The sequence below is a fragment of the Micromonospora sp. NPDC047670 genome, from assembly GCF_043204915.1.
Taxonomy (GTDB): Bacteria; Actinomycetota; Actinomycetes; order Mycobacteriales; family Micromonosporaceae; genus Micromonospora.
This window is the reverse complement of sequence record NZ_JBIDDA010000005.1, coordinates 457,082-481,389: the sequence shown is the minus strand read 5'-3', so window position 1 is coordinate 481,389 and position 24,308 is coordinate 457,082. Positions and strand designations below refer to the sequence as shown.

General features: G+C 72.9%; 17 protein-coding genes. 10 read left to right on the top strand and 7 right to left on the bottom strand.

Features of this window, described 5'->3' with window-relative positions:
* The first annotated feature begins 8 nt into the window (after positions 1-8).
* The 9 genes from ACGF7U_RS15810 to ACGF7U_RS15770 all read left to right on the top strand — a co-directional run bounded on the left by ACGF7U_RS15810 (position 9) and on the right by ACGF7U_RS15770 (position 14,833).
* Entirely contained in the window at positions 9-1,013 is a 1,005-nt protein-coding gene (locus ACGF7U_RS15810; protein WP_393107039.1) for a branched-chain amino acid ABC transporter permease, read from the top strand.
* Positions 1,010-1,753: an ABC transporter ATP-binding protein gene (locus tag ACGF7U_RS15805; RefSeq protein ID WP_393107037.1), complete on the top strand. Its 744-nt coding sequence runs from the start codon at positions 1,010-1,012 to the stop codon at positions 1,751-1,753. Before ACGF7U_RS15810 ends, ACGF7U_RS15805 begins: the two co-directional genes overlap by 4 nt.
* Complete coding sequence (locus tag ACGF7U_RS15800; protein ID WP_393107035.1) at positions 1,753-2,577, top strand: ABC transporter ATP-binding protein; 825 nt, start codon at positions 1,753-1,755, stop codon at positions 2,575-2,577. Before ACGF7U_RS15805 ends, ACGF7U_RS15800 begins: the two co-directional genes overlap by 1 nt.
* Entirely contained in the window at positions 2,558-3,367 is an 810-nt protein-coding gene (locus ACGF7U_RS15795) for a class I SAM-dependent methyltransferase (protein ID WP_393107033.1), read from the top strand. Before ACGF7U_RS15800 ends, ACGF7U_RS15795 begins: the two co-directional genes overlap by 20 nt.
* 143 nt (positions 3,368-3,510) lie before the next feature.
* Positions 3,511-4,428 (top strand): diacylglycerol/lipid kinase family protein, encoded by a 918-nt coding sequence (locus ACGF7U_RS15790; protein ID WP_393107031.1) that lies wholly within the window; start codon positions 3,511-3,513, stop codon positions 4,426-4,428.
* Between the two features lie 877 nt (positions 4,429-5,305).
* Complete coding sequence (locus ACGF7U_RS15785; protein WP_393107029.1) at positions 5,306-8,458, top strand: OmpL47-type beta-barrel domain-containing protein; 3,153 nt, start codon at positions 5,306-5,308, stop codon at positions 8,456-8,458.
* A 20-nt stretch (positions 8,459-8,478) separates the two neighbouring features.
* The gene (locus ACGF7U_RS15780) at positions 8,479-9,447 is read left to right on the top strand and encodes a sugar phosphate isomerase/epimerase family protein (protein WP_393107027.1); all 969 of its coding nucleotides are present in this window, start codon (positions 8,479-8,481) and stop codon (positions 9,445-9,447) included.
* The gene (locus ACGF7U_RS15775; RefSeq protein ID WP_393107025.1) at positions 9,444-10,607 is read left to right on the top strand and encodes a multicopper oxidase domain-containing protein; all 1,164 of its coding nucleotides are present in this window, start codon (positions 9,444-9,446) and stop codon (positions 10,605-10,607) included. Before ACGF7U_RS15780 ends, ACGF7U_RS15775 begins: the two co-directional genes overlap by 4 nt.
* A gap of 182 nt (positions 10,608-10,789) precedes the next feature.
* Positions 10,790-14,833 (top strand): ThuA domain-containing protein, encoded by a 4,044-nt coding sequence (locus tag ACGF7U_RS15770; protein WP_393107023.1) that lies wholly within the window; start codon positions 10,790-10,792, stop codon positions 14,831-14,833.
* Between the two features lie 112 nt (positions 14,834-14,945).
* Here ACGF7U_RS15770 and ACGF7U_RS15765 read toward each other — a convergent pair whose 3' ends face one another.
* From ACGF7U_RS15765 to ACGF7U_RS15735, 7 genes are read right to left on the bottom strand one after another with little or no spacing between them, the layout of a single operon-like run.
* A complete protein-coding gene (locus ACGF7U_RS15765) occupies positions 14,946-15,656 on the bottom strand; it encodes an N-acetylmannosamine-6-phosphate 2-epimerase (RefSeq protein ID WP_393107021.1) in 711 nt (236 codons plus the stop codon).
* Complete coding sequence (locus tag ACGF7U_RS15760; RefSeq protein WP_393107019.1) at positions 15,653-16,594, bottom strand: ROK family protein; 942 nt, start codon at positions 16,592-16,594, stop codon at positions 15,653-15,655. The genes ACGF7U_RS15765 and ACGF7U_RS15760 overlap by 4 nt, the downstream gene beginning before the upstream one ends.
* Entirely contained in the window at positions 16,591-17,433 is an 843-nt protein-coding gene (locus tag ACGF7U_RS15755) for a carbohydrate ABC transporter permease (RefSeq protein WP_393107017.1), read from the bottom strand. Before ACGF7U_RS15755 ends, ACGF7U_RS15760 begins: the two co-directional genes overlap by 4 nt.
* On the bottom strand, positions 17,423-18,373 hold the full coding sequence (locus tag ACGF7U_RS15750) for a carbohydrate ABC transporter permease (RefSeq protein WP_393107015.1): 951 nt from the start codon (positions 18,371-18,373) through the stop codon (positions 17,423-17,425). The genes ACGF7U_RS15755 and ACGF7U_RS15750 overlap by 11 nt, the downstream gene beginning before the upstream one ends.
* A 12-nt stretch (positions 18,374-18,385) precedes the next feature.
* Positions 18,386-19,669 (bottom strand): ABC transporter substrate-binding protein, encoded by a 1,284-nt coding sequence (locus tag ACGF7U_RS15745; protein WP_393107013.1) that lies wholly within the window; start codon positions 19,667-19,669, stop codon positions 18,386-18,388.
* Positions 19,670-19,692: 23 nt separating this feature from the next.
* Complete coding sequence (locus ACGF7U_RS15740; protein WP_393107011.1) at positions 19,693-21,288, bottom strand: FAD-dependent oxidoreductase; 1,596 nt, start codon at positions 21,286-21,288, stop codon at positions 19,693-19,695.
* A gap of 31 nt (positions 21,289-21,319) precedes the next feature.
* Complete coding sequence (locus tag ACGF7U_RS15735; protein WP_393107009.1) at positions 21,320-22,372, bottom strand: LacI family DNA-binding transcriptional regulator; 1,053 nt, start codon at positions 22,370-22,372, stop codon at positions 21,320-21,322.
* A 507-nt stretch (positions 22,373-22,879) separates the two neighbouring features.
* Here ACGF7U_RS15735 and ACGF7U_RS15730 point away from each other — a divergent pair.
* Positions 22,880-24,238 carry a hypothetical protein gene (locus tag ACGF7U_RS15730; RefSeq protein ID WP_393107006.1) on the top strand — a complete coding sequence of 453 codons (1,359 nt, stop codon included), beginning with the start codon at positions 22,880-22,882 and terminating at the stop codon, positions 24,236-24,238.
* Positions 24,239-24,308 lie beyond the last annotated feature (70 nt).

The following is a 24,308-nucleotide window of genomic DNA, read 5'->3' as shown; positions in this document are numbered from 1 at the left end:
ACGGGGCGGTGCGTGCGCTGCGGCGCGGTGTCGCCGTCCTCGTCCTGGCCGGTCTGGTGCTGGCGCCGTGGGCGGTCGACGACTACACCGCGGCGCTGCTCGCCCGCACCCTCGCGCTCGGCCTGGTGGGGGTGAGCGTCGCCCTGCTCACGGGCGTCGCCGGGCTGCCCACCCTCGGGCAGACCGCGCCCTACGCGGCGGGGGCCTACGCCAGCGCGGTCCTCGGCAGCCAACTCTCCGACGTGGGGGTGGTGCACCTGGCCGTCGCGGCGGCGGCCGGGGCGGCGCTGGCCGCGGCGACCGCCCCGCTCGTGGTGTCCGCGCGGGGCGTGGTCGTCCTGATGATCACCCTGGCGGTCGGCGAGCTCGTGGTGACGGTCGTCGGGCGGTGGCGGTCGGTGACCGGCGGCACCGACGGCCTCGCCGGGGTCCCGCCGGTGCGTCCGCTGTGGGGACTGCCGGTCCTGGCCACCGACCGGGCGCGCTACCTGTACACCCTCGTGGTCGTCGCCGTGCTGGTCGGCGCGGTGCTGCTGATCCTGCGCAGCCGGGTCGGCCTGCTGCTGCGCGCCGGCCGGGACGACGAGGCGCGGCTGCGGGCCAGCGGGCACCGGGTGCCGATGCACGTGGCCGGGGTGCACGTCGCCGCGGGCGCGGTCGCGGGCGCCGCCGGCTCCCTGCTGGTGGTGGCCCAGCAGTTCGTCTCGCCGGCCGACTTCGGCTTCGACACCTCCGCCCTGCTGCTGCTCGGGGTGGTGATCGGCGGTACCGCGTCGGTCGGCGGCGCCCTGGTGGGCGCCGCGATCGTCATCGCCGGCCGGGACTGGCTGTTCGGCGTGCTCCCCGGGTACGCGCCCCTGGTGCTGGGGGTGGCGTTCGTCGTCACCGTCCACCTGCTCCCCGGCGACGGGCACCGGCCGCCGGCCGGGCGCGGCCGGCGGCTCCCGGGCCTCGCGGCACGTCCGCCCGGTCCCACCCCGCAGCGACCGGCGCCGACGGGAGCACGGGCATGACCCCGCTGCTGTCCGCCCGGGGCCTCACCGTGCGCTACGGCTCGCTGGCCGCGCTGGACGGGGTCGACCTGCGGATCGACCACGGCCAGCGGCACGCCCTGATCGGGCCCAACGGGGCGGGCAAGAGCACGCTGCTCGACGTGCTCGGCGGAGCGACCCCGGCGGGCGGCGGGCGGGTGCTCCTCGCCGGTCGGGACGTCACCCGGCTCGGCCCGGCCGCCCGGGCCCGGCGGGGCATCGGCCGGATCCACCAGCGCCCCGCCGTCTGGTCGACCCTGACCGCGACCGAGAACGTGGTGGTCGCGGCGCTGCCTCACGCGGTGCGGCCCGGCCGGTGGCGGCCGGGCGCGAAGCGGCGCGCCGCCGAGCGGACGGCGGGCGCGATGCTGGAGCGGGTGGGCCTGCGCGACCTCGACGGGATCCCCGCCGGCCAGCTCGCCCACGGGCAGCGTCGGCAGCTGGAGATCGCGATGGCGCTGGCCGGCCGGCCGCGGCTGCTGCTGCTCGACGAGCCGGCCGCCGGGTTGTCCGTCGTCGAGGTCGCCCGGCTGGTGGAGTTCCTGCGGGCCCTGCCGCGCGCCGTCGCGGTGCTGTTGGTCGAGCACCGGCTGGACCTGGTGTACGCGCTCTGCGACAGGGTGACCGTGCTGCGCGACGGCCGGACGGTCGCCACCGGGACGCCGGCCGAGATCCGCGCGTCCGCCCCGGTCCGGCAGGCCTACGCGGAGGGGGTGTCCTGATGCTGCGGACGGAACGGCTCTGTGCCGGCTACGCCGGCGGGATCGTGCTGCACGAGGTCACCCTCGAGGTGGCGCCCGGCACCGTGCAGGCGGTGGTGGGCCGCAACGGTGCCGGCAAGAGCACCCTCGTGCACACCGTTGCCGGACTGGTGCGGCCCGCCGGCGGGCGCATCGAGATCGGCGGGGTGCAGGTCGCGGGTCGGCAGCCGCACCGGATCGCCCGAAGCGGCGTCGGCCTCGTCCCGCAGGGCCGGCGGGTCTTCTCCCGGTTGACCGTGGCCGAGCACCTCGCCCTCGCGGCGGCGCCGTGGCGGGCGGCGACGCCCGGCGGCGAGGGGTGGACGGTCACGCGGATCCTGGAGCTGCTGCCTCGGTTGGCGGCCCGGCTGCGCCACCGCGGCGACCAGCTCTCCGGCGGCGAGCAGCAGATGCTGGCGATCGCCCGGGCGCTGCTCGGCCAGCCCCGGGTGCTGCTGCTCGACGAGCCGTGCGAGGGGCTCGCCCCCGACCTCGCGGCCCGGGTGCGCGACCTGGTCGGTGCCCTGGCGAGGACCGGGCTGACCGTGCTGCTCGTCGAGCAGCAGCTCCAGCACGCCATCGAGATCGCGGACCGGATCGCGGTGCTCGAGTACGGCCGGGTGGTCTACGACCGGCCGGCGGACGAGGCCCGGGCCGACCCGGGCCGGCTGGCGGCGATGCTCAGCGTCGCCGCGGTCGCGGAGCCGCCGGCTCCCCGACCGGTGCCCGGGCTCTGGGCCGGTTCCGCGCACCTGACCCGACCATCCTCGACAGGGGTGAGCAGCGATGCCGACAGACATCCATGACACCGAGTACACCTTCGACAACGGCTCCCCGGAGGCCGTGCCCCAACTGCGGGCGCTGGAGTCGTTCCTGGACCCGATCACGGTGGGCCGGATCGCCGCCCCGGTGCTCGCCCCGGGCGGCGTGTGCTGGGAGATCGGCGCCGGTGGCGGCTCGGTCGCCCGGCGCATGGCCGAGGCGGTCGGCCCGGCGGGCCGCGTGCTGGCGACCGACATCGACACGGCGCACCTCGCCCCGACGGCCAACCTCGACGTCCGCCGGCACGACGTGCGCGACGAGCCGCCGCCGGGGGAGGCCTTCGACCTGATCCACGCCCGGCTGGTGCTGCTGCACCTGCCGGAGCGGCGGCGCGTGCTGGCCACGCTGGTCGGCGCGCTGGCCCCGGGCGGATGGCTGGTGGTCGAGGAGTTCGACTGCACCGCGCCGCTGCGCGTGCTGACCGCGCCGAGCGACGACGCGGCGAAGCTCTTCGCCCAGGTGACGGACGCGATGCTCGGCATCCTGCAGAGCCACGGCGCCGACCTGGCCTGGGCGCAGGACGTGCACGGGCAGCTCGCGTCGGCGGGTCTGGTCGACGTCGACACGGTGACCCACTCGCAGAGCTGGCCCGGCGGCTCGGTCGGCGCGTCGCTGTACGCGACGAACTCCCGCCAGCTGGAGCCCGAGCTGCTCGAGGCGGGGCTGTCGCCCGGCCAGCTGGAGGCGTTCCGCAAGCTGCTGCGCGACCCCGGGTTCGCGGTGATGTCGTACCAGTTCGTGTCGACGCGGGGCCGGCGTCCGACGCGACGGTGAGGCGGGAACCCCTCGCCCGTACCGTCGTCGCGTCGGCGGGCCGGTCGGCGGGGCGCTCCTCGGGGCGTCGCGCCGACCGGCCACACCCGCGGCCGGACCGGCCCGGGCGTGGAAACCGCGCGAGCTGGGTATCACCGCCGGCCATGAGCACGAGCACCGCGGCGGCCGCCGCCCGGGTGGGCACGGTCGCCGTCGTCGCCCACCGCAGGAAGACACTCGGCGGCGGCCTCGACGAGCTGCGCGCCGAGCTGGCCGGCGCCGGGGTCGAGGACCTCGTCTGGTACGAGGTGCCGAAGAGCCGCAAGGCGCCGAAGAAGGTCCGCAAGGCGCTGAAGAAGGGCGCCGAACTGATCTTCGTGTGGGGCGGCGACGGCATGGTGCAGCGCTGCGCCGACGCCCTCGCCGGCTCGGGCACCGCCATGGCGATCCTGCCCGCGGGCACCGCCAACCTCTTCGCCGCCAACCTCGGCATCCCCGAGGACCTGCCGGAGGCGGTCCGGATCGGCCTGTACGGGCCGCGCCGGCCTCTGGACCTGGGCAGGCTCAACGGCGAGCACTTCGCCGTCATGGCCGGCGCCGGCTTCGACGGGGACCTCATCCGCGACGCCGACCGCACCCTCAAGGGCCGGTTCGGCCGCCTCGCGTACATGTGGACGGGGCTGCGGCACGTCCGCGGCGAGCTGGTCCGCACCCGGATCACCGTCGACGGCGCCGAGTGGTTCGACGGCGAGGCGAGCTGTGTGCTGTTCGGCAATGTCGGCACGATCACCGGCGGCATCCCCGCCTTCGACGACGCCCGCCCGGACGACGGCTGCCTGGAGGTCGGCGTGTCCACCGCCGACGGCGCGGTGGACTGGGCGCGCACCCTCGGCCGGATGGCCGCCGGCCGTTCTGAGGAGTCGCCGTTCGTACGCATCACGCGTGGCCGCAAGGTCAAGGTCCGCCTCGCGGCGCCGCGCAGGTACGAACTCGACGGCGGCGCCCGCGAGGAGGTCACCAAGCTCAAGGTGCGGGTCGTCCCCGGCGCGCTGACGGTCTGCTGCCCCGAACCCGTCTCCTGACCGCAGCGACCTCGCCGCGGCCGGTGCCTGCGGAGGCGACGCCGCCGGCCGCGGCGTTCGTCTCGGGCCGGGGCGGCGACGGGCGCCATCCGAGGCGGTGCCGAGCGAGGCGCCGGCTGGCCTGCGGACGGTGCCCGCACTCGCAGCCGGGCGGTCAGCGGCACCAGCGCCCCGAACGATGCCGGAGGGCGGGACCCGCTGGGCGTCCCGGGTGAGGCGCCGGCGCGTGTAACGCCCAAACGACCTGCGACGCTACCGACTTTCGTCGGTCTGGAGGAAAGTACCGTCGGAGCTGACGAAAGGTCTGGACACGCTGACGGCAAGTTAGTAGTGTCGGGACACATCGATATGTTTCCCCGAGATGAACCGGCGGCGCGGTGAATCTCGACCGTGGCTCCAGGCGGCGCAACACGTCCGGCGGCCACGGGTAAGACCAGGGATGGCACCCCGGGTCGGCGCTCCACGCAAGCGCCCCGGTGCGCGAGCGCACCGTGGCTTGACCGATGCCCGTCCCTTCTCGCCCGCCTGCCGTCGACCCCGACGCGGCACCACTGTCTGACCGCGCGCGATCGGCTCGCCGCCGGCCCAGGCAGACCCGTTCACCGAAACGACCGTGACAGCTGGTCACGGCCGAGGATCCCGTGCGGCCGGGGAGGGGGCGCACAGGTTGTCGACACGGAGACATTTGTCGATCTCATGAAGGGTGCGCACGGGCATGTGACGACGTTCGACCTGGATCCGCGGAAGGTGTTCCTGCCCCCTGTCGTCCCCTGAGCAGCTCCCGCAGCCTCGGGACGCGTAGCGCTGACTACTCATGGCACCGACCGGCCGATGCACGCCGCGCCGGTGTCCCCCTCGGACCGTGAAAGAGGCATCCATGAACGGGTACTCACCGCCCGGCCGGCTCTCCAGGGGCCGGCTCCGGAGATCGATTGCGGCAATCGCCACGGCAGCCCTGCTGCTGGTGACGGCGGGACTGGTGGCGGTTCCGGCGAGCGCGCGCCCGGTCGACGGGGAACGGGCCCGGACAGCCGCCCCGAGCGACCCGTCCCGGCAGCTACAGGCCCAGGTGCTCACGTGGACCGCCGGCGACAACTTCCTCTCGTACCTCTCGGCGCCCACCACCGCCGTTGCCGGGCCGGCGACGCTCGTGTTCGAGAACAGCGCCGCGACCGGCAACACCACCGGCATGCAGCACACCCTGACGTTCGACACGGGGAATCCGGCGTACAACAGCGATGTCGACGTGAACATCCTGGCCGACCCGACGGACGCCAACGGCGGCCGGTGGACCGTCGACGTCGTGCTGTCGCCCGGCACCTACCGCTACTTCTGCGCGATCCCCGGCCACGGCGGGATGGCCGGCCTCCTGGTCGTCACCGGCGGTGGGTCGGACACCACGCCCCCGACCACGTCGGCCGCCGTGTCGGGTGCGCGCAACGACGACGGCGCCTACCTCGGGGCGGCGACCGTCACGCTGTCGGCGACGGACACCGGATCGGGCGTGGACCGGATCGAGTACTCCCTCGACGGGGGCGCCTACGGCACCTACGCCGCGCCGGTCACGGTCAACCAGCCGGGCCAGCACACGGTGGCCTACCGGGCCACCGACAAGGCGGGCAACACCTCGACCGCGCAGTCGGTGTCGTTCACCGTGGTGGAGCCGCCGAAGCCGGACACCACCGCGCCCACCGCGACGGCCGCGGTGACCGGGCAGCGCAACGACGCCGGCGCCTACGTCGGCAGCGCCACCGTGACGCTGTCGGCGACGGACACCGAGTCGGGCGTGGACCGGATCGAGTACTCCCTCGACGGGGGCGCCTACGGCACCTACGCCGCGCCGGTCACGGTCAACCAGCCGGGCCAGCACACGGTGGCCTACCGGGCGACGGACAAGGCGGGGAACACCTCGGCCGCGCAGTCGGTGTCGTTCACCGTGGTGGCGCCGCCGAAGCCGGACACCACCGCGCCCACCGCCACGGCGACGCTCACCGGTGAACGCGACGACGCCGGCGCGTACGTGGGCTCGGCGACGGTGACGCTGTCGGCCACCGACACGGAGTCGGGCGTGGACCGGATCGAGTACTCCCTCGACGGGCAGCCGTACGCCACCTACACCGCGCCGGTCGCGGTGACCCAGCCCGGCCAGCACACGCTGAGCTACCGGGCGACGGACAAGGCGGGGAACACCTCGGCCGCGCAGTCGGTGTCGTTCACGGTGGTGCGACCGCCGGCGCCGGACACCACGCCGCCGACCGCCTCGGCCGCGGTCTCCGGGCAGCGCGACGACGCCGGCGCGTACGTGGGCTCGGCGACGGTGACGCTGTCGGCCACGGACACCGAGTCGGGCGTGGACCGGATCGAGTACTCCCTCGACGGGGGCGGGTACGCCACGTACTCGGCGCCGGTGACGGTCAACCAGCCGGGGCAGCACACGCTGAGCTACCGGGCGACGGACAAGGCGGGGAACACCTCGCCCGCGCAGTCGGTGTCGTTCACCGTGGTGCGGCCACCCGCCCCGGACACCACGCCACCCACGGCGAACGCCACGGTGAGCGGCCAGCGGGACGGCGCCGGAGCGTACGTCGGCTCCGCCACGGTCACCATCTCGGCCACCGACGCCGGGACCGGCGTGGACCGGATCGAGTACTCCCTCGACGGGCAGCCCTACGCCGCCTATTCGGCGCCGGTCACCGTCAACCAGGTCGGCCAGCACACGGTCAGCTACCGGGCCACCGACAAGGCCGGCAACACCTCGGCCGCCCAGTCGGTGTCCTTCACGGTGGTCGACCCGCCGGCCCCGGACACCACCCCGCCGACCGTCACGGCGGCGCTCTCCGGCCAGCTCGACGACCAGGGCGCCTACCTCGGCAGCGCCACCGTCATCCTCACCGCCGCCGACGCCGGCTCGGGCGTGGACCGTGTCGAGTACTCCCTCGACGGGCAGCCGTACGCCCGCTACTCGGCGCCGGTCACCGTCAACCAGGTCGGCCAGCACACGGTCAGCTACCGGGCCACCGACAAGGCCGGCAACACCTCGGGCACCGCGTCGGTCACGTTCACCGTGGTCGCCAGCGGCCCCAGCGCCTGCCCGGTGCCGGACACCCGGCCGACGGTGTGGCTCGGCACGGTGGACAGCGGCGTGCCGAACCGGGTGGTCGCCGACGCCTGCACGATCAACAACGCCATCCAGGACGAGAAGCCGTGGCCCAACCACGGCCAGTTCGTCAAGCACGTCACGGACGTCGCGGAGCACCTGCACCACCTCGGCCTGATCGACCACCAGGAGCACGGCCGCCTGGCGAGCGCCGCCGGCCGTTCCGGGGTGGGCAAGCCGGACGGGAAGAACGGCTACCAGCCGCTGCTGGACTCCTCGGCGGCGTCGTTCAACCGGTGGGAGCACGTCGGCGCCGGCGGCTTCACCCGCAACGCCGACGGCTCGATCACCAGCCGCGCGGTCCCCGGCCTCGGCATGCTCTGGCTTCCCACCGCCGAGTACGGCGACTTCTCGCTGAAGTTGCAGTGGCGCGACGACGCGCCCGGCACCGGCCGCGCCAACAGCGGGGTCTTCGTCCGCTTCCCCGACGTGCACGGCCACGCCGCGGAGTCCCGACCCGAGTGGGTGGCCATCAAGTACGGCCACGAGCTGCAGATCTACGACCGGCCCGACGGCGACCAGTACAAGAGCGGCTCGGTGTACGGCTTCGACCGGGTCGACCTGGCCGGCGCGAAGGTGGCCCCGAAGGGCAGCTGGAACGACTACGAGATCCGGGTGGTGGGGCAGCACTACTCCGTCTTCCGCAACGGTGAACTGATCAACGAGTACGTCAACACCCCGGACGCGGTGTTCAGCCCGCCCCGGGCCGACGACCCGGGCGGCACCGGGCGCCAGCACGCCAGCGGCCACATCGGCCTGCAGAACCACGGCACCGGCGACGTCGTGAGCTTCCGCAACGTGCGGATCGCCCCGCTGTCCCCGTGCTGCCCCGGCGGCGTCTCCTCCGCCGCCAACCCGAGCAACTGCTGCTGACCATCGAAAGGGCACCCACCATGGCGAAGAACAGGATCGACCGTCGCGCGTTGCTGCGCGGCCTCGCCGGCTCCACCGTCGCGGTCGGCGCGGCGAGCCTCGCCGGCGCGCTGCCCGCCGCGGCGTCCGCCGGCGCCCCGAACGGCCACCTGGTGCCGCGTGGGCACCTGGGCATCCAGCTCTACAGCGTCCGCGACAAGGTCGCGCAGTTCGGTTTCGCGGCCGTCTTCGAGGAACTGTCCCGGATCGGCTACCGGGAGGTGGAGTTCGCCGGCTACACGCAGGGCAACGTCGGCCCGATCACGCCGGCGCAGATCCGCCGGCTGCTCGACGACAACGGGCTGAAGGCGGCCGGCAGCCACCGCGGGCTCGGTGACTTCCGGAACAACCTGGAGTGGGAACTGGACGTCGCCGAGACCCTCGGCATGCCGGCCCTCGGCACCGCGCAGGCGCCCACCGGCAACCGCACCATCGCCGGGTACCAGGCCGCCGCCGCCGAGTTCAACGCGTGGGGCGCCGCCGCCGCGGCCCGGGGGATCAAGCTCTACCAGCACAACCACACCATCGAGTTCAGCTTCGCCGTCGACCGGCCCGACGTGCGCCTGTACGACCTGTTCCTGGAGCTCACCGATCCCCGGTACGTGTTCCTGGAGATGGACATCCTGTGGGCGTACGGCGGCGCCCGCAAGTACCCGGGGTTCCGGCCGGTCGACTACGTCAAGGCGCAGCCGCACCGGTTCCCGCTGTTCCACGTCAAGGACGGCGTCCCGCTGCCCGACCCCCAGCAGGGCAACTCCTACCTGGACGTCGAGTTCGGCGCCGGGGTCATCCCGTTCGCCGAGTTCTTCGCCGAGCTCGACGGGGGCGGACGGTTCACCTACCTGTGGGAGCAGGACTCCGGGCCGGGCGCCCAACCCGACCCGCCCGGTTCGCTGGGCGCCGCCGAGCGCAGCTACCAGCGGATCGTCGAGCTGCGGGGTGACCGGTGAGCGCCTGGCGGCTCGTCGAGGAGCCCCCGCCGCCCGGGGACGAGCGCGCCAGCGAGCCCCGCCGCCGCGGGTCGAGCACCCGCCGGCTGCTGGTGGTCGCGGCCACCGTGCTGCTGACCCTGGTCGGCGCCGGCGGCCTGGCGGCCGCCCGCTCCGGGGCGCTCTTCGCCGAGCGGCCGGAAGGCTGCGCCAAGCCGGACCGCAGCATGCAGCTGTACGCGGTGGAGCTGCCCAGGGACGGCACCCAGATCCGCCTCGGCTACGGCCTCACCCCGCAGACGGCCTCCTACCCGGGCCCGACGATCGAGATGACCGAGGGGGAGTGCGTCGCCATCACCCTGCACAACCAGGTCTCCGCCGCGACCCTGGCGCAGCTGCGTACCGACCCGGCGCACCCGCTCGGCGTCTCGCTGCACGTGCACGGGGTCAAGTACACCCAGGTCTCCGACGGCACCGTGCAGAGCGGGTCGTTCGTCCCGCCCGGCGAGTCGCGCACGTACACCTGGTTCGCCCAGCAGCGCAACAGGAAGACCGGTTCGCCAGGCACGGCCGGCTACTGGTGGTACCACGACCACGTCGTGGGCGGCCCGCACGGCACCCAGGGCCTCGGCGCGGGACTCTTCGGTGGGCTGGTGGTCCGCCGCCCCGGCGACCCGAAGCCGGACCGCACGTACACGGTGGTCTTCGGCGACCGGCAGAGCATCAACCTGCGCCGCGGCGCCGCCGCCGACACCTGCGACGGGCAGCACCCGCAACCGGGCCCGACCTGCCTGATCGCCCGCAAGGGGGAGAAGGTCGAGTTCGTCGTCGTCGGCATCGGCAACGACATGCACACCTTCCACCTGCACGGGCACTCCTGGGCGGACACCCGCACCGGGCTGGTGGACAACGGACAGCCGTTCGCCGACGGCATCCCGATCATCGACAACAAGCCGCTCGGCCCCGGCGACTCGTTCGGGTTCCAGGTGACGGCCGGTGACTCGGTCGGGCCGGGGCACTGGATGCTGCACTGCCACATGCAGTTCCACTCCGACGGCGGCATGTCGACCATGCTCCACGTCCTGAACGAGGACGGGACCATGCCCCCGGGCCACCACCACTCCCACCCGGCGAGCGGCACCGGCGCCACCGCCGGGCCCGGGCAGCACCAGCACAACTGAGCGCCGGCGGCCACCGCGCCGCCGTCGAGGGCCCCGCCGGTCCGTCCGGAGCTGAACGGACCGGCGGCCACCGCCCGGACCGCCACCGTTGTGGCGCGCCAACCCTCCCCGACCGCACCACCTCCCGCTCGACCCGCTCGGACAACGCACCTCCGCCACACCTCACCTGTGAAGGAGTCGAAATGGCTCAACAACGCCGTTTCCGGCTGTCCCGATGGCGTCGTCCCGCCGACGTCACCGCCTCCCCACCACCCGCCACCCGCCGGGTCGTACGACGCACCGGCGCGCTCGCCGCCAGCGCGGTGCTGACCCTCGGACTGCTGTCCCTGCCCGCGCACGCCGCCGCCCCCGTGCCCGTGCGGGCGCCGGCCGCCGGGGCGCAGGCCGCGACCGCGGTGAAGCTGCTGGTCTTCCACGGTCCGGTGGACCAGCAGGACGACCCGGTCGGCAAGGCCGTCGACGCGATCCGGGACCTGGGCGCAGAGCACGGCTTCGCCGTCGACGCGTCCGCCGACCCCAAGGTCTTCACGTTCGGCAACCTGGCCCGGTACCGGGCCGTGGTGTTCCTGTCCGCCAACGGGGTGACCCTCGACGACGCGCAGGAGGCCGCGTTCCAGGCGTACATCAAGGGCGGCGGCGGCTTCCTCGGCGTGCACGACGCGGCCCGCGCCCAGCCCACCTCCGCCTGGTTCACCGGGCTGATCGGCACCCGCCCGGCCGCCGGCCTGCCGAACGCCGAGAAGCCCGTCTCCGCCACGGCGAGCGCCGAGAACCCGCCCAACGAGACCGCCGCGAAGGCGATCGACGGCTCGACCGGCACCAAGTGGCTGACCTTCAACCCGACCGGCTGGCTCGCGGCGAAGCTGGCGAAGCCGGTGGTGGTCAGCCGGTACGCGCTGACCTCCGCCAACGACTTCCCCGGGCGGGACCCGAAGAACTGGACCCTGCAGGGCTCCACGGACGGCACCACCTGGACCGACCTGGACACCCGCAGCAACGAGACCTTCCCGCAGCGGTTCCAGACCCGGCAGTTCTCGTTCACGAACGACAAGGCGTACCAGCACTACCGGCTCAACATCACCGCCAACAGCGGGGAGCCGCTGATCCAACTGGCCGAGCTGTGGCTGATCGGTCCCGACGCCGGCCCGCCGCCGGACAGCACGGTGCAGGAGGCCGTGGTCGACCTCACCGACCGGCAGCACCCGGCCAACCAGGGCCTGCCGCTGACCTGGAAGCGATCCGACCAGTGGATCAACTGGGACCCGAGCCCGACCGGCCGGGTGCACACCGTCGCCCAGGTCGAGGAGGGCACGTACAACCCCGGGCTGAGCGGCAACGGCGCCTTCCACCCGATCTCGTGGTGTCAGGACTACGACGGCGGCCGGTCGTTCTACACCGGCATGGGCCGCACCGAGGCCAGCTACACCACCGACAAGCAGTTCCGTAGCCACCTGCTCGGCGCGATCAGGTGGACCGCCGGCCTGGTCCGCGGCGACTGCCAGGCGACCGTCGCCTCGAACTACCGCATCGAGCGGCTGACGGCCGCCAACCAGCCGGGCCAGCTCGACCAGATCGGCGAGCCGCACGGCCTGACCATCGCGCCGGACGGCAAGGTCTTCTACATCGGCAAGGCGGCGTGCCCGTCCGGGCCGATCGTCAGCTGGGACGACCCCAAGGTCGGCCTCGGCTGCGGCACCATCCACCAGTGGGACCCGAAGACCAAGCAGGTCAAGTTGCTGACCACGCTCGCGGTGATGGGCAACCGGGGCAGCGGCAGCGAGCTGGTGAAGAACGAGGAGGGCCTGGTCGGCATCACCCTGGACCCCAAGTTCGCGCAGAACGGCTGGGTCTACGTCTACTGGATGCCGCACGAGTCGATCGACCGGGACAGGCGCATCGGCCAGCGGACGGTGTCGCGGTTCACCTACGACCCGGCGAAGCAGTCGATCGACCAGGGCACCCGCAAGGACCTGCTGCGCTGGGACACCCAGATCCACAGCTGCTGCCACGCCGGTGGCGGGATGACCTTCGACGAGAGCGGCAACCTCTACATCGGCACCGGTGACAGCAACTCGTCCGGCGGCTCGAACGGCTACTCCGGCAACAACTGGACCCAGGACTACAAGGGTGTCTCGTTCCAGGACGCCCGCCGCACCTCCGGCAACACCAACGACCTCAACGGCAAGATCCTGCGCATCCACCCGGAGCCGGACGGCACCTACACGATCCCCGAGGGCAACCTGTTCACGGGCAAGGAGGAGGGCGGCGGCAAGACCCGCCCCGAGATCTACGTGATGGGTGTCCGCAACATCGCGCGGATCGCGTGGGACCCGGTCAACGACTGGCTGACCGCCGCGTGGGTCGGCCCGGACGCCGGTGGGCCGAGCCCGGACCTCGGGCCGGCGAAGTACGAGACGGCGACGATCATCACCTCCGCCGGCAACCAGGGCTGGCCGTACTGCATGGGCAACCGGCAGCCCTACCGGGACCGCAGCAACACCGACGCCAACGCGCTGACCGGCTGGTACGACTGCGACAACCTGAAGAACACCTCGCCGCGCAACACCGGGCTGGTCAACATCCCGCCGGCGCGGGACAACATGATCTGGTACTCGCCGCAGGGCGGTGGTCCGGTCTACCCGAAGCGCGCCGACGGCAGCGGCCTGCCCACCTACCAGCCGGGCGACGAGACGTTCACCCAGCCGTACCTCAAGGGCGGCGGCCAGGCCATCATGGACGGCCCGACCTACCAGCGGGAGAAGGTCGACGTCGACAGCGGCGTGGCGTGGCCGGCGTACTGGGACAACAAGTGGTTCATCGGTGACCAGTCCAACGCCAACAACCGGGTCGCGGTGACCGTCGACCCGGCGAACGTGCCGAAGCACGGCCCTCCGGCCTTCGCCGAGGACCTGCGCAGCATCATCCGCTCGGGCAACGGCGGTACCCAGCTCCAGTCCTGGATGGACGCGAAGTTCGGCCCGGACGGCGCGCTGTACCTGCTCGACTACGCCGGCGGGTTCTTCAGCCTGCACCCCAACCAGAAGCTGATCCGGATCGCCTACCAGGGTGGCCCGGCGACGCCGAACCCGAACCACGCCACCGCGCGGGCCGTCGCGCAGAGCAACCCGAAGACCATCGCCTTCTCCAGCGCGAAGGCCGGCGGCGTGGCCTGGGAGTGGAACTTCGGCGACGGCAGCGCCCCGTCGCGCGAGGCCAACCCCACCCACACGTACGCGAAGTTCGGCACCTACCAGGCGACGGTCAGGGTGACCTACGCCAACGGCGAGGTGGCCACCGGCACCATCGAGGTGGTCGTCGGGTGCGCCGCGCCGGACACCCGCAAGACGGTGCGGATGCTCGACACCGACACCGGGGTGGCCAACCGTCCGGTCGGCGGGGGCTGCACCGTCAACGACCTGATCGACGACGAGCGCGGCTGGTCGAACCACGGCCAGTTCGTCAGCCACGTCAGCGACGTGGTCAACGAGCTCCGCTCGGCCGGGGTGATCGACAACCGGGAGGCGGCGACGCTCAACCGGGCGGCGGCCCAGTCCGAGATCGGCAAGGTCGGCGGCTACCAGGCCATCTTCGACGGCACGGCGCAGTCGTTGGCGGACTGGCGGCAGGCGCCCGGCGGGTCGTTCACCCTCCAGCCGGACGGCTCCATCCGCAGCTCCGGCGGGCTCGGCATGCTCTGGTACGCCAAGGAGGAGTTCGCCGACTTCTCCCTGCGGCTACAGTTCCGGGACGTCTCCGGCGAGGGCACGTACGCCAACAGCGGCGCCTTCGTCCGGTTCCCGGACCCGCGGACGCCGCTGGAGCAGCGACCGGCCGGCAGTTGCGGCACGGTCGGGTCGGCCCGCAGCTCGCAGGCGTGGGTGGCGATCTACTGCGGTCACGAGATCCAGATCTACGACGGGCCCACCGGTGAGCCGCAGAAGACCGGGTCGATCTACAACTTCGACCCGGTCGGGCTGGACCGGGCGGGGGTGACCCCGAAGGGCCAGTGGAACGAGTACGAGGTCCGGGTGGTCGGGCAGCACTACACGATCACCCGCAACGGAGTCGTGATCAACGAGTTCGACAACACGCCGGGCAAGGCGTCGTCCCGCCAGGGCGACCCGCCGACCGACCTGCGCCAGTTCCTCAGCGGGTTCGTCGGGTTGCAGAACCACGGCACGAACGACCTGATCGAGATCCGTAACGTCCGGGTCCGGGAGCTGTAGCAGCCGGGCGCCGGGTGCGAAGGGGCCACCTCCGCACCCGGCGCGTCGGGCGAACCGATCGGGCCGGTCGGCCGGGGCGGACGGCTCTCCGCACCGGCCCGGCCGGCCGGCGCTACGCCCGGTGCTCGCTGTTCCCCGCGGCCGTGCGGCGGGTGGCCGCGACGAGTCGGCGGGTGATCCACAGCGGGGAGGTGACGGCGTTCCCCAGCACCACCGAGTGGGCTCCGGCCGCGAAGGCCCGGTCGATCTGCTCCGGGCTGCGGTACCGGCCCTCGGCGATCACGGGCACCGCGACGAGCGCGGCGAGCCGTGCGACGAGATCCAGGTCGGGGCCGTCGCGGTGCGGGCTCGCCGGCGTGTAGCCGGAGAGGGTCGTGGCCACCGCGTCCGCACCGGCGCGGACGGCGGCCACTCCCTCCGCCACCGTCGAGACGTCCGCCAGGATCAGCGCGTCGGTCCGTGCCCGCACCGCGCGGACCGTGTCGGCGAAGGTACGCCCGTCCGGACGGCGACGGTCGGTGGCATCCACGGCGACGACGTGCGCCCCCGCCACCGCCACGTCGACCGCGTGCGTCGCCGTCGGGGTGATGAACACGCCGTCGACGCCCTGCTTGTGCAGCCCGATGACCGGCACGTCGACGGCGGCGCGGATCGCCTTGACGTCGGCGACGCCGTTGGCCCGGACCGCCACCGCGCCGCCGCGTACCACCGAGGCGGCGACCCGGGCCTGGACGTACGGGTCGCGCATCGGGTCGTCGGGCTCGTCGAGCAGCGGCTGGCAGGAGATCACGAGGCCCCCGGCCAGGTCGTCGAACACACTCACGATCTCGTCCTCTCGTCGTCGGCCACGGCCACCGTCGGGTCGGGGTCGCCGGCCAGCCGGGCGGCGCCCACCACGACCGCGTCGGCGCCCAGCGCCGCGGGGAGCAGGGGCACGTCCGCCCAGGCCGCGGGAAGTTCGTCGGCGTAGGCGGCCGAGGCCGCGGGCAGCAGGGCGTCGGCCGCCCCGCCCGCCACCAGCACCGCCTGCGGGTCGAGCAGGGTCACCAACCCCGCGAGCGCCGCACCGAGGGCGGCCCCGGCACGGTCCACCACGTGCCGGGCGGTCGGGTCGCCGGCCGCCGCCCGCCCGGCCACGGCCTGTCCGGTGATCCGGGCGCCGGTTTCCAGGGCGAACGCGGCGGACAACCCGGTGCCCGAGGCGACGCCTTCCAGGTGCCCGTACCGGCCACACCCGCAGCGCAGCCGCTCGGCGCCGGGCGCCGGCAGGTGCGCCACCTCGCCGGCGGCGCCGCGGGCGCCCGTCGCCAGGCGGCCATCGCGGATCATGGCCCCGCCCAGGCCGGTGCCGACCGCGACCAGCAGCAGGTGCGTCCTGCCCCGTCCCGCTCCCACCCAGCCCTCGCCCAGGGCGGCGGCGTTCACGTCGTTGGTGACCCGGACCGGTCGGGCCAGCCGTTCGGCCAGCTCGTCGGCGACCCGCGTGCCGGCCCAGCCGGGCAGGCTGTCGGTGGCGTACCGGATGGTGCCGGTGGCGGGGTCGACCGTGCCGGCGGTGCCCACGCCGAGCGGGCCGTCGCCGGCCGCGTCGAGCAACTCCCGGGCGAGCCGCGCGGCGGTGTCCAGCACGGCCGTCGGTCCCGCCGCGGCCGGCGTGGGCGCGCGGCGCCGCCCGAGCACCACTCCGTCCGCTCCGACCAGCGCCGCGGCCGTCTTGGTGCCGCCGATGTCGAGGCCCACCAGGGGAGCCGGCGCCGTCATCCCTTCAGACCGGTGTGCGCCAGGCCCTCGACGAACTGCTTCTGCGCGATGACGAAGACCGCCAGGACCGGCAGCGCGGTCATCGACGCCGCGGCGAGCTGGACGTTCCACATCGGGCCGCCGTAGGCGTCGACGAACTGGGTGAGCGCCTGGGGCAGGGTGAACTTCTCGGGCGAGGAGAGGAACACGATCGGCTCCAGGTAGAGGTTCCAGCTGTGCAGGAACGTGAAGATGGCGACCGCGCCCAGCGCGGGCCGGGACAGCGGCAGGGCGATCTTCCAGAAGGTGGCGAAGCGGCCCAGCCCGTCCACGCGGGCCGCCTCCTCCAACTCGCCCGGGAGGCTGATGAAGAACTGCCGCATGATGAAGGTCGCCAGCACACTCGGCGCGCCGAGGATCGGCACCACGATCAGGGGCCAGTGGGTGTCGACCAGGCCCAGCTTGAAGAACATCTGGAACAGCGGCACGATCGTGACCTCGCTCGGGATGAGCAGGCCGGCGAGGATCACCAGGAAGAGCACGTTCTGGCCACGGAAGCGGATCCGGGCGAAGGCGTACCCGGCCAGCGCCGCCACCGCCAGGGTGCCGACGGTGACCACCAACGCGATGTAGAGGCTGTTCAGGTACTGCTGACCGAACGGCTGCAACTCGAACACCCGCTGGTACGCGTCCAGCTCCGGGTTGACCGGCAGGAGCTTCGGCGGGAAGGCGAAGATGTCCGACACCGGCTTCAGCGACGAGGTGACCATCCACCAGGTGGGGAAGACGAACGGGATCGCCAGGACCATCAGTACCCCGTAGAGCACCAGCTTGGTCCGGCGCGACAGCTCACGACTCATGGTGGACCCACCTCTTACGCATCTGCCACTGGAGCACGGTGAGCGCGAGCACGATGCCGAACAGCACGATCGACAGGGTGGCGCCGTAACCGAAGTGATGGAACTGGAACGCCTGCTGGTAGAGGTAGTAGACGAGCACGGTGGTCGACGTGCCGGGGCCGCCCTGGGTGAGCACGGCGATCTGCGCGAAGACCTGCAACGAGCCGACCACCGTGATGATCGACGTGAGCAGGATGGTCGGGCTGATCATCGGCACGGTGATGCGCCAGAACTGGCGCAGCCGGCTCGCCCCGTCCACCTCGGCGGCCTCGTACAACTCGCCCGGCACGCCCTGCAGCGCGGCCAGGAAGAGCACCATGTTCAGGCCGACGTTCTTGAACACCTGCACCACGACGACCGAGAACATGGCGGTGGTCTCCCCGCGCAGCCAGTTCGGCCCGTTGACGCCGACGGTGTCGAGCAGGCCGTTCACGCCGCCGTTGTCCTGCAGCAGGAACCCCCACACGATGGTCCAGGCGACCAGCGAGACGACCACGGGGGAGAAGAACAGGGTGCGGAACACGATCGTGCCGCGCAGCTTCTGGTTGAGCAGCACGGCGAGCAGCAGGGCCAGGGCGAGGTTGAACACCACCAGGCCGACCGAGAAGAGGCCGGTGGCCCGCAGCACCGAGCCCAGGTTGGTGTCCCCGGCGAGGTTCGCGTAGTTCTCGGTGCCGACGAACTCGAACGTGCCGGCCAGCACGTTCCACTCGTGCAGGCTGTACCAGACCACCAGGATCAGCGGCAGGATCACGAAGACGGCGCTGCCGAGCAGTTGCGGCGCGATGAACAGGTAACCGGTGAGCTGGTCGCGGCGGCGGCTGGTCCAGTACGGCCGCGGCCGGCCCGGGGTGGGCGGGGCCTGCGCGGCCCCGCCCACCCTCGTGTCCGTCTGGGACATGGTCCGGCTGCCCTACTTCGCCAGCAGCGGCTGGATCTTGGCGCAGAGACCACCGAGAACGGCCTGCACGTCCGCGTCCGGCTTCCAGAGCGGGTCGAGCCCGGCGCGCACCTGCTGGCTCAGCTCGGCCTGCCCGGCGTGGCTGGGCTTGACCACGCCGTTGGTGATGCCGTCGATGACGACCTTCTGCAACTGCTCGGGCTTGAGCGTCGGGTTCGTCTTGGCCAGCGTCTCCGCGGTCAGCTGCGACTGTCGCGGCGGCGGGAAGAACTGGGCGAGCCTGGCCGAGTTGGTGGGGTTGGTCAGGAAGGCGAGGAAGTCCGCCGCCGCGTCGGCGTGCTTGCTCCTCTTCATCACCCCGACGCCGGCCTGGCCCACCACCGAGTAGTTCCCCTTCGGGCCGGCCGGCAGCGGGACCAGGTCCCAGCCGAAGCCGTCGGGCTTGAGCAGCGAGGCGCGGGAGATCTGGGTGACCGTCATGGCGGCGTCACCGGCGAAGAAGTCGGCGGTCGTGCCCGGCCCGGGCAGCGCCTTGCCGGTGAAGATGGCCTTGTGCAGGGTGGTCATCGCCGCGACCATCTCCGGGGCGGCGAAGCCGCAGGACTTCCCGTCCTCGCTCCACGCCTGGGCGCCCCAGCCGGTCCAGAAGGTCGACAGGTTGTCCCAGCCCTTGTAGTCGAAGTCGCGGATCACCAGGCCGGCCTTGCCGGTCGCGCCCGCCGTGGCGCCGGCGACGGCCAGCGCGTTGTCCCAGTTCCACTGCCCGGCCGCGATCAGTTCGGCGGGGGTCTTCTGGCCGGCCTTCTTGAGCAGGTCGGTGTTGACGAAGACCCCGAACGGCGAGGTGGAGAAGGGGTACGCGTACAGCTTGCCGTCGTTCTGCCAGAGCTTCAGCGTGGCCGGGGAGATGTCGTCGTACTGGTAGCCCTCGGCCTTCTTGAGGGTGTCGTCCAGCGGCAGCAGCGCGCCCGAGGCGACGAAGTCGGGGGCCGAGTTCTCGAACACCCAGGCCAGGTCGGGGGCGTTGCCGCCGGCGATCTGGGTGGTCAGCGTCGTGGTGTAGTTCTCGAACGGCAGCGGGTCGAACGTGATCGCCGCGACGTCCGGGTGGGTCTTGCGGTACTCGTCGGCGATCTCGTTGAACAGCTTGAGGTGCGCCTCGTTGGCCGACCAGACGGTCATCCGCAGGCTGGCCGGGCCCTTGTCCCCGGCCTCGTCGCCGCCACCGCAGGCGGACAGCGCGAGGACGCCGGCCAGTGCCGCGGCGACACCGCGCACACCCTTTCCCAATCTCATGATGTTCTCCTCACCGGGGGTGTTCAGTAGCCCGCGATCTCCGGCCAGCGCAGTTCCACGCCGGCCGCGGAGAGGCGGTCCTGGAAGTCGGCCAGCAGGCGGGGGGTGCCGCGGACCGCGCGCGGGGACTCGCCCCGCGCCAGACAGAAGTCGGCGAGCAGGCCGGCGACCTCGCCGACGTTCCACTCGACCGGGTGCAGCCGGTAGCTGCCGTTGGTGATGTGGGTGGTGCCGATGTTCTTGCCGGCGGGGAGCAGGTTCTCGACCCGCTGCGGGATCAGCGCGCCGAGTGGGATCTCGAACGGGCAGGAGCCCACGTCGATGTAGTTGTCGCCGCCGGTCGACGGGTGCAGGTCGATGCGGTACATCCCCACGCCGATCGAGTCGGGGTAGGCGACGGCGCCGTGGTGGCCGCGGACGGCCAGCGACAGGTCCTGCTCGACCACCGTGTACTCGGCGCGGATGCGCCGGGACTCCCGGATGTAGGGCGCCTGCGCCAGGCCGTCGCGGCTGCCGGTCACGTCACCGCGCAGGCGCAGGCCGGGGAAGCCGGTCCCGCCGTCCGGCCGGGGCGCCTCGGTCTGCAGCCAGTAGAGGACCGAGTACGACAGCTCGCGGGCCTTGCTCAGGTGCCACGACGCGTTCGGCACGTCGATGACGGGGCCCTCGAAGTAGTCGATCATCGGCCAGTTCACCAGCGTGATGTCGCTGCCGTACGCGCCGTCGGTGAAGTTGCGGCGGGCGGCGATGCGTCGGAACGTCCAGAGGTTGCCGTCGCCGGGGTTGACCCGCTGGTCGGCGTTGACGGCCAGCGGGTCGTCGTCCGGGTTGGGGGTGAAGCTGCGTTCGACGATCTCCAGGGTGCGCGGGTGCGGCGACCGCCAGGACAGCAGCCGGTCGCCCCAGAAGTCGGGCTTGTAGTCGCGCCAGAAGTCGTACCCGGCCGGGCGGTCGATGGTGTGGTCGCCGTCGACGTGGTCGAGGGCGAAGCAGACGGAGACGGCCTGCATGTTCATCGGCTGCGCCTCGGCCGGCGCGCTGGGCTCGCCGGTGTCCGCCTGCGACTCGAAGCCGGTGACGTACTCGGTGCCGGTCAGCGGCAGCAGCTCGCCGGTCTCGGTGGCGTCGAGGACGTACGGGGCGGTGATGTCGATCCGGTCGTCGCGGTCGCGGTGCGCGACGGTCACCGCGACCACCCGGTCCCCGTCGGTCTCCGCGGCGACGGGCCGGTACGGCTGGAGCACGGTCAGCCGGCCGGAGCCGCGGTACGGCGCCAGCATCTGCTCGATGACGGCGACGGCCACCCGGGGCTCGTGGCAGATCCGGCTGACCCAGCCGGCGCCGGGGTTCAGGTCCGTCCAGGCCCGGGACCGTTCGGTGAGCGGGTAGTGCCGGCGGTAGTAGTCGCGGATCCCGCTGCGCAGGGCCCGGTAGCTCGCCGTGGCACCGAACTGTTCGATCCAGGAGTGCTCGTCCGGCGGGACCGCCTGGCTGGTGAGCTGCCCGCCGAGCCAGTCGAACTCCTCGGTCAGGATGACCGACCGGCCGGACCGGGCCGCGGCGAGCGCCGCCGCCACCCCGCCCAGCCCGCCCCCGACGACGAGGACGTCCGCACGCATCTGTACCACTTGCTTCCTTCCGGTTGCACGGTCACCGCTCAGGCGCGGCCGACCGCCGATCAGGGGCGCCGAGGGTGTCACCCTCGACGAGTTCGCAGGGGAGCAGTCGCTGCTGCACACCGTCGGCGCTGCCGTCGATGACAGCGGCCAGCACCTCGACCGACTGCCGGCCCATCTCCTCGCGCGGAATGCGGAACCCGGTGAACGCCAGGTCGGTGGGAACCGGGACGGTCGGGTCGCCGAGAGTCAGGATCGACAGGTCACCGGGCACGCTCAGGCCGCGCCGCCGGGTGGCCAGCTCCAGCGCCACGGCGGTGGCGAAGTCCTCCACGAAGGCGACGGTGGTCGCCTCGGCCAGCAGGTCGTCCAGGATCGCCTCGGCGTCCCGGGCGACGGTCGTCAGGTGGCGGGCGCTCTCCGCGGCCGTGGCGGCGGCGACGAACCCCCGCCGCCGGTCCTCCGAGGACTCCGCGGTGGTGCCCATGTTCAGGTAGGCCAGGCGCCGGTGTCCGCGGGCGAGGGCCAGGCCGACCAGTTCGCCCACCGCCGTGGCGTAGTCGGCGCCGACGTACGGCACCGGACCCCCGGCGTCGTCGCGGCGGCCCACGGCGACGTAGGGGAAGCCGTCGCGGTTGAGCCGGTGCAGTTCGGCGGCGTCGATCTCCCGCCCGAGCAGGATGCACCCGTCGGCCAGCCGTAGCCGGTTGTCCTGGTGGAAGATGCGTCGCCGGCCGTCGATCACCGGGGCGCTGGTGAACAGCAGCAGATCGCAGCCGGCCCGTTCCGCGTACTCCTCGATGCCGAGCAGGAAGGGGTGGAAGAAGTCGCGGCTGCCGCTGGGGAACGCGGGCTCGTAGGTGAACACGCCGATGATCCGGTTGAACCGTGCGGCGAGCCGGCGGGCCACGGGATCGGCGGCGTACCCGGTCTCGGCGATGGCCCGCAGCACGCGGTCGCGGGTCTCGGGCGCGATCCGGACGTCGGCGTCGGCGCGGTTGTTGAGCACCAGCGACACGGTCGCCTGACTGACGCCAGCCAGCCGCGCGATGTCACGCTGCGTGACACGTCGGGGCGTAGAGGGCACGGCGGGGTCCTTCCGGTGCGGCTAATGCGTATTAGCGCTCGGCGTTGGGGAGGAGCCTCGCGGCCCGACCGGGTTTGTGTCAAGAGGTCGGCGGAAGATTTCGGCGGGATGAACTCCCAGGAGTAATGCGGATTAGCGATCGGGTCACCGGGCGGTCGGACGCCCGTGACGCCGCCACCGGCGGGCGGCCGGCGCGAGCGACGGTCGCTGTGCCGGCCCTCTTGACAGGGCGCGCCCCGGTCGAGCAACATTCGAGAAACATAGATGCTAATACGTATTAGTAGCCGGCGAGGCGCTCCGCCCGCCGGCGGTGGTCACCTGGATGCCTCACCCAGCGTGACGTCGCGCTGCATCGGCCGCCGCAGCGCGACACGCGACGTCCACAGTCGGCAGGGGCGCGACCGTCCACGCCCCCGTGCTTCCTCTGCGCCGACGGCCCGCGCACGAGCAACCGGTCCCGGGGACGGCCGGGAAGTCCGCCACCCCACCAACAGAGCAGGAAGACCGATGACGAGAGCACCTGTCCCACTGCCGCGCCGGGCCGCCGTCGCGGCGGCCAGCGCGGGCATGCTGGCCGCCGCCCTGACCGGCGCCGCTCCGGCCGCCGCCGCACCGGCGGTGGACTTTCCGCACTTCACCTACGCGGGCACCGCGTTCGACAAGAGCACCCTGACCTACAACCCGACCAACGAGTTCATCTTCCCGAGCGTCATCCGGGCCGCCGACTACTTCCCCAACCCGCTCGGCACGTACTACCTGTACTACGCGCCCCACGAGCGTCCCGGCGGGATCGCCCTGGCGTACGCCGACTCGATCGACGGCCCGTGGACCGAGTACCGGGCCAATCCGTTGATCAGCAACACCTGGCTGCCCCACTACCCGACGGTCAGCCACATCTCCTCGCCGCACGCGATCTGGGTCGAGGGCGAGCGCAAGCTGTTCCTCTACTTCCACGGCGAGAACTCGATCACCCGGTACGCCACCTCCGAGGACGGCATCCACTTCAGCTACGGCGGAACGGCGATCAGGCAGGACGCCACCACCGGCGGGGAGACCTCCTACGCCCGGGTCTTCGAACAGTCGGTGCCGCGGCTGGGCAGCCGCTACCTGATGCTCTTCATGGACAACCCCACCGCAGCGCCGCCCGGGCCGACCGGGCCGGTGTCCCGCCGGATCCGCTGGGCGGTCTCCGCGGACGCGCGGACCTGGACGATCCAGCCCGACCCGATCGTGACCCCGCAGGGCGTCGAGGGGCCGAACGCCTCGGGACCGTTCTTCCTCCGGTGGAACGGCCGCAACCTGGTGGTCTTCCACGCGGCCGACGGCAACATGCACGCCGTGGACGTCGGCGACGACTTCGACCGGGAGGTCCACCTCGGCGTCGTGCACGACTCGATGGCCGTCGCGCCGGACCTGGGCCGGTCGGCCGCGCCGACGTTCTACTTCGACGGCCGCACGGCGCACATGTACTACGAGGCCGGCGGCCGGCTCACCGCGACGATCGGCCACGCCGTCGCCAGCCTGGACCAGCCGGTGCCGGCCCGGGAGCTGGACTGCGTGGTGGACCGACCGGTCCTGTGGCCGCCGAACCACGAGCTGGTCGACGTCACCGTGACGGCGGACCTGCGCGACGGCGTGCTCGGCCCCAACGCGTTCCGCCTGACGAACGTGACCGGCGGCGACACCGCGGACGTCAGCGGCTTCACCAGCGGCACGCCGGACACCAGCGGGCAGCTGCGGGCGGAACGGGCCGGTGACGGCGGGGACCGGGTCTACACCCTGACGTACGCGGGACACGACGAGATCGGCCGGCCGGTCGGCTGCACCGTGACCGTCACCGTGCCGCACGACCAGCGCGGCAGCTGACCGCAGCCGTCGCGCGGCGCGTGACCGACCCGCCCGTGCCGGCGAGGCCCGGCCACCGCCCCCTCGCCGG

What these genes read in the sequence shown, in the direction of transcription:
- ACGF7U_RS15805 (WP_393107037.1), top strand. Translation starts at nt 1,010, where the DNA reads ATGACCCCGCTGCTGTCCGCCCGGGGCCTCACCGTGCGCTACGGCTCG.
- ACGF7U_RS15800 (WP_393107035.1), top strand. Translation starts at nt 1,753, where the DNA reads ATGCTGCGGACGGAACGGCTCTGTGCCGGCTACGCCGGCGGGATCGTG.
- ACGF7U_RS15795 (WP_393107033.1), top strand. Translation starts at nt 2,558, where the DNA reads ATGCCGACAGACATCCATGACACCGAGTACACCTTCGACAACGGCTCC.
- ACGF7U_RS15790 (WP_393107031.1), top strand. Translation starts at nt 3,511, where the DNA reads ATGAGCACGAGCACCGCGGCGGCCGCCGCCCGGGTGGGCACGGTCGCC.
- ACGF7U_RS15785 (WP_393107029.1), top strand. Translation starts at nt 5,306, where the DNA reads ATGAACGGGTACTCACCGCCCGGCCGGCTCTCCAGGGGCCGGCTCCGG.
- ACGF7U_RS15780 (WP_393107027.1), top strand. Translation starts at nt 8,479, where the DNA reads ATGGCGAAGAACAGGATCGACCGTCGCGCGTTGCTGCGCGGCCTCGCC.
- ACGF7U_RS15770 (WP_393107023.1), top strand. Translation starts at nt 10,790, where the DNA reads ATGGCTCAACAACGCCGTTTCCGGCTGTCCCGATGGCGTCGTCCCGCC.
- ACGF7U_RS15760 (WP_393107019.1), bottom strand. Translation starts at nt 16,594, where the DNA reads ATGACGGCGCCGGCTCCCCTGGTGGGCCTCGACATCGGCGGCACCAAG.
- ACGF7U_RS15755 (WP_393107017.1), bottom strand. Translation starts at nt 17,433, where the DNA reads ATGAGTCGTGAGCTGTCGCGCCGGACCAAGCTGGTGCTCTACGGGGTA.
- ACGF7U_RS15750 (WP_393107015.1), bottom strand. Translation starts at nt 18,373, where the DNA reads ATGTCCCAGACGGACACGAGGGTGGGCGGGGCCGCGCAGGCCCCGCCC.
- ACGF7U_RS15745 (WP_393107013.1), bottom strand. Translation starts at nt 19,669, where the DNA reads ATGAGATTGGGAAAGGGTGTGCGCGGTGTCGCCGCGGCACTGGCCGGC.
- ACGF7U_RS15740 (WP_393107011.1), bottom strand. Translation starts at nt 21,288, where the DNA reads ATGCGTGCGGACGTCCTCGTCGTCGGGGGCGGGCTGGGCGGGGTGGCG.
- ACGF7U_RS15730 (WP_393107006.1), top strand. Translation starts at nt 22,880, where the DNA reads ATGACGAGAGCACCTGTCCCACTGCCGCGCCGGGCCGCCGTCGCGGCG.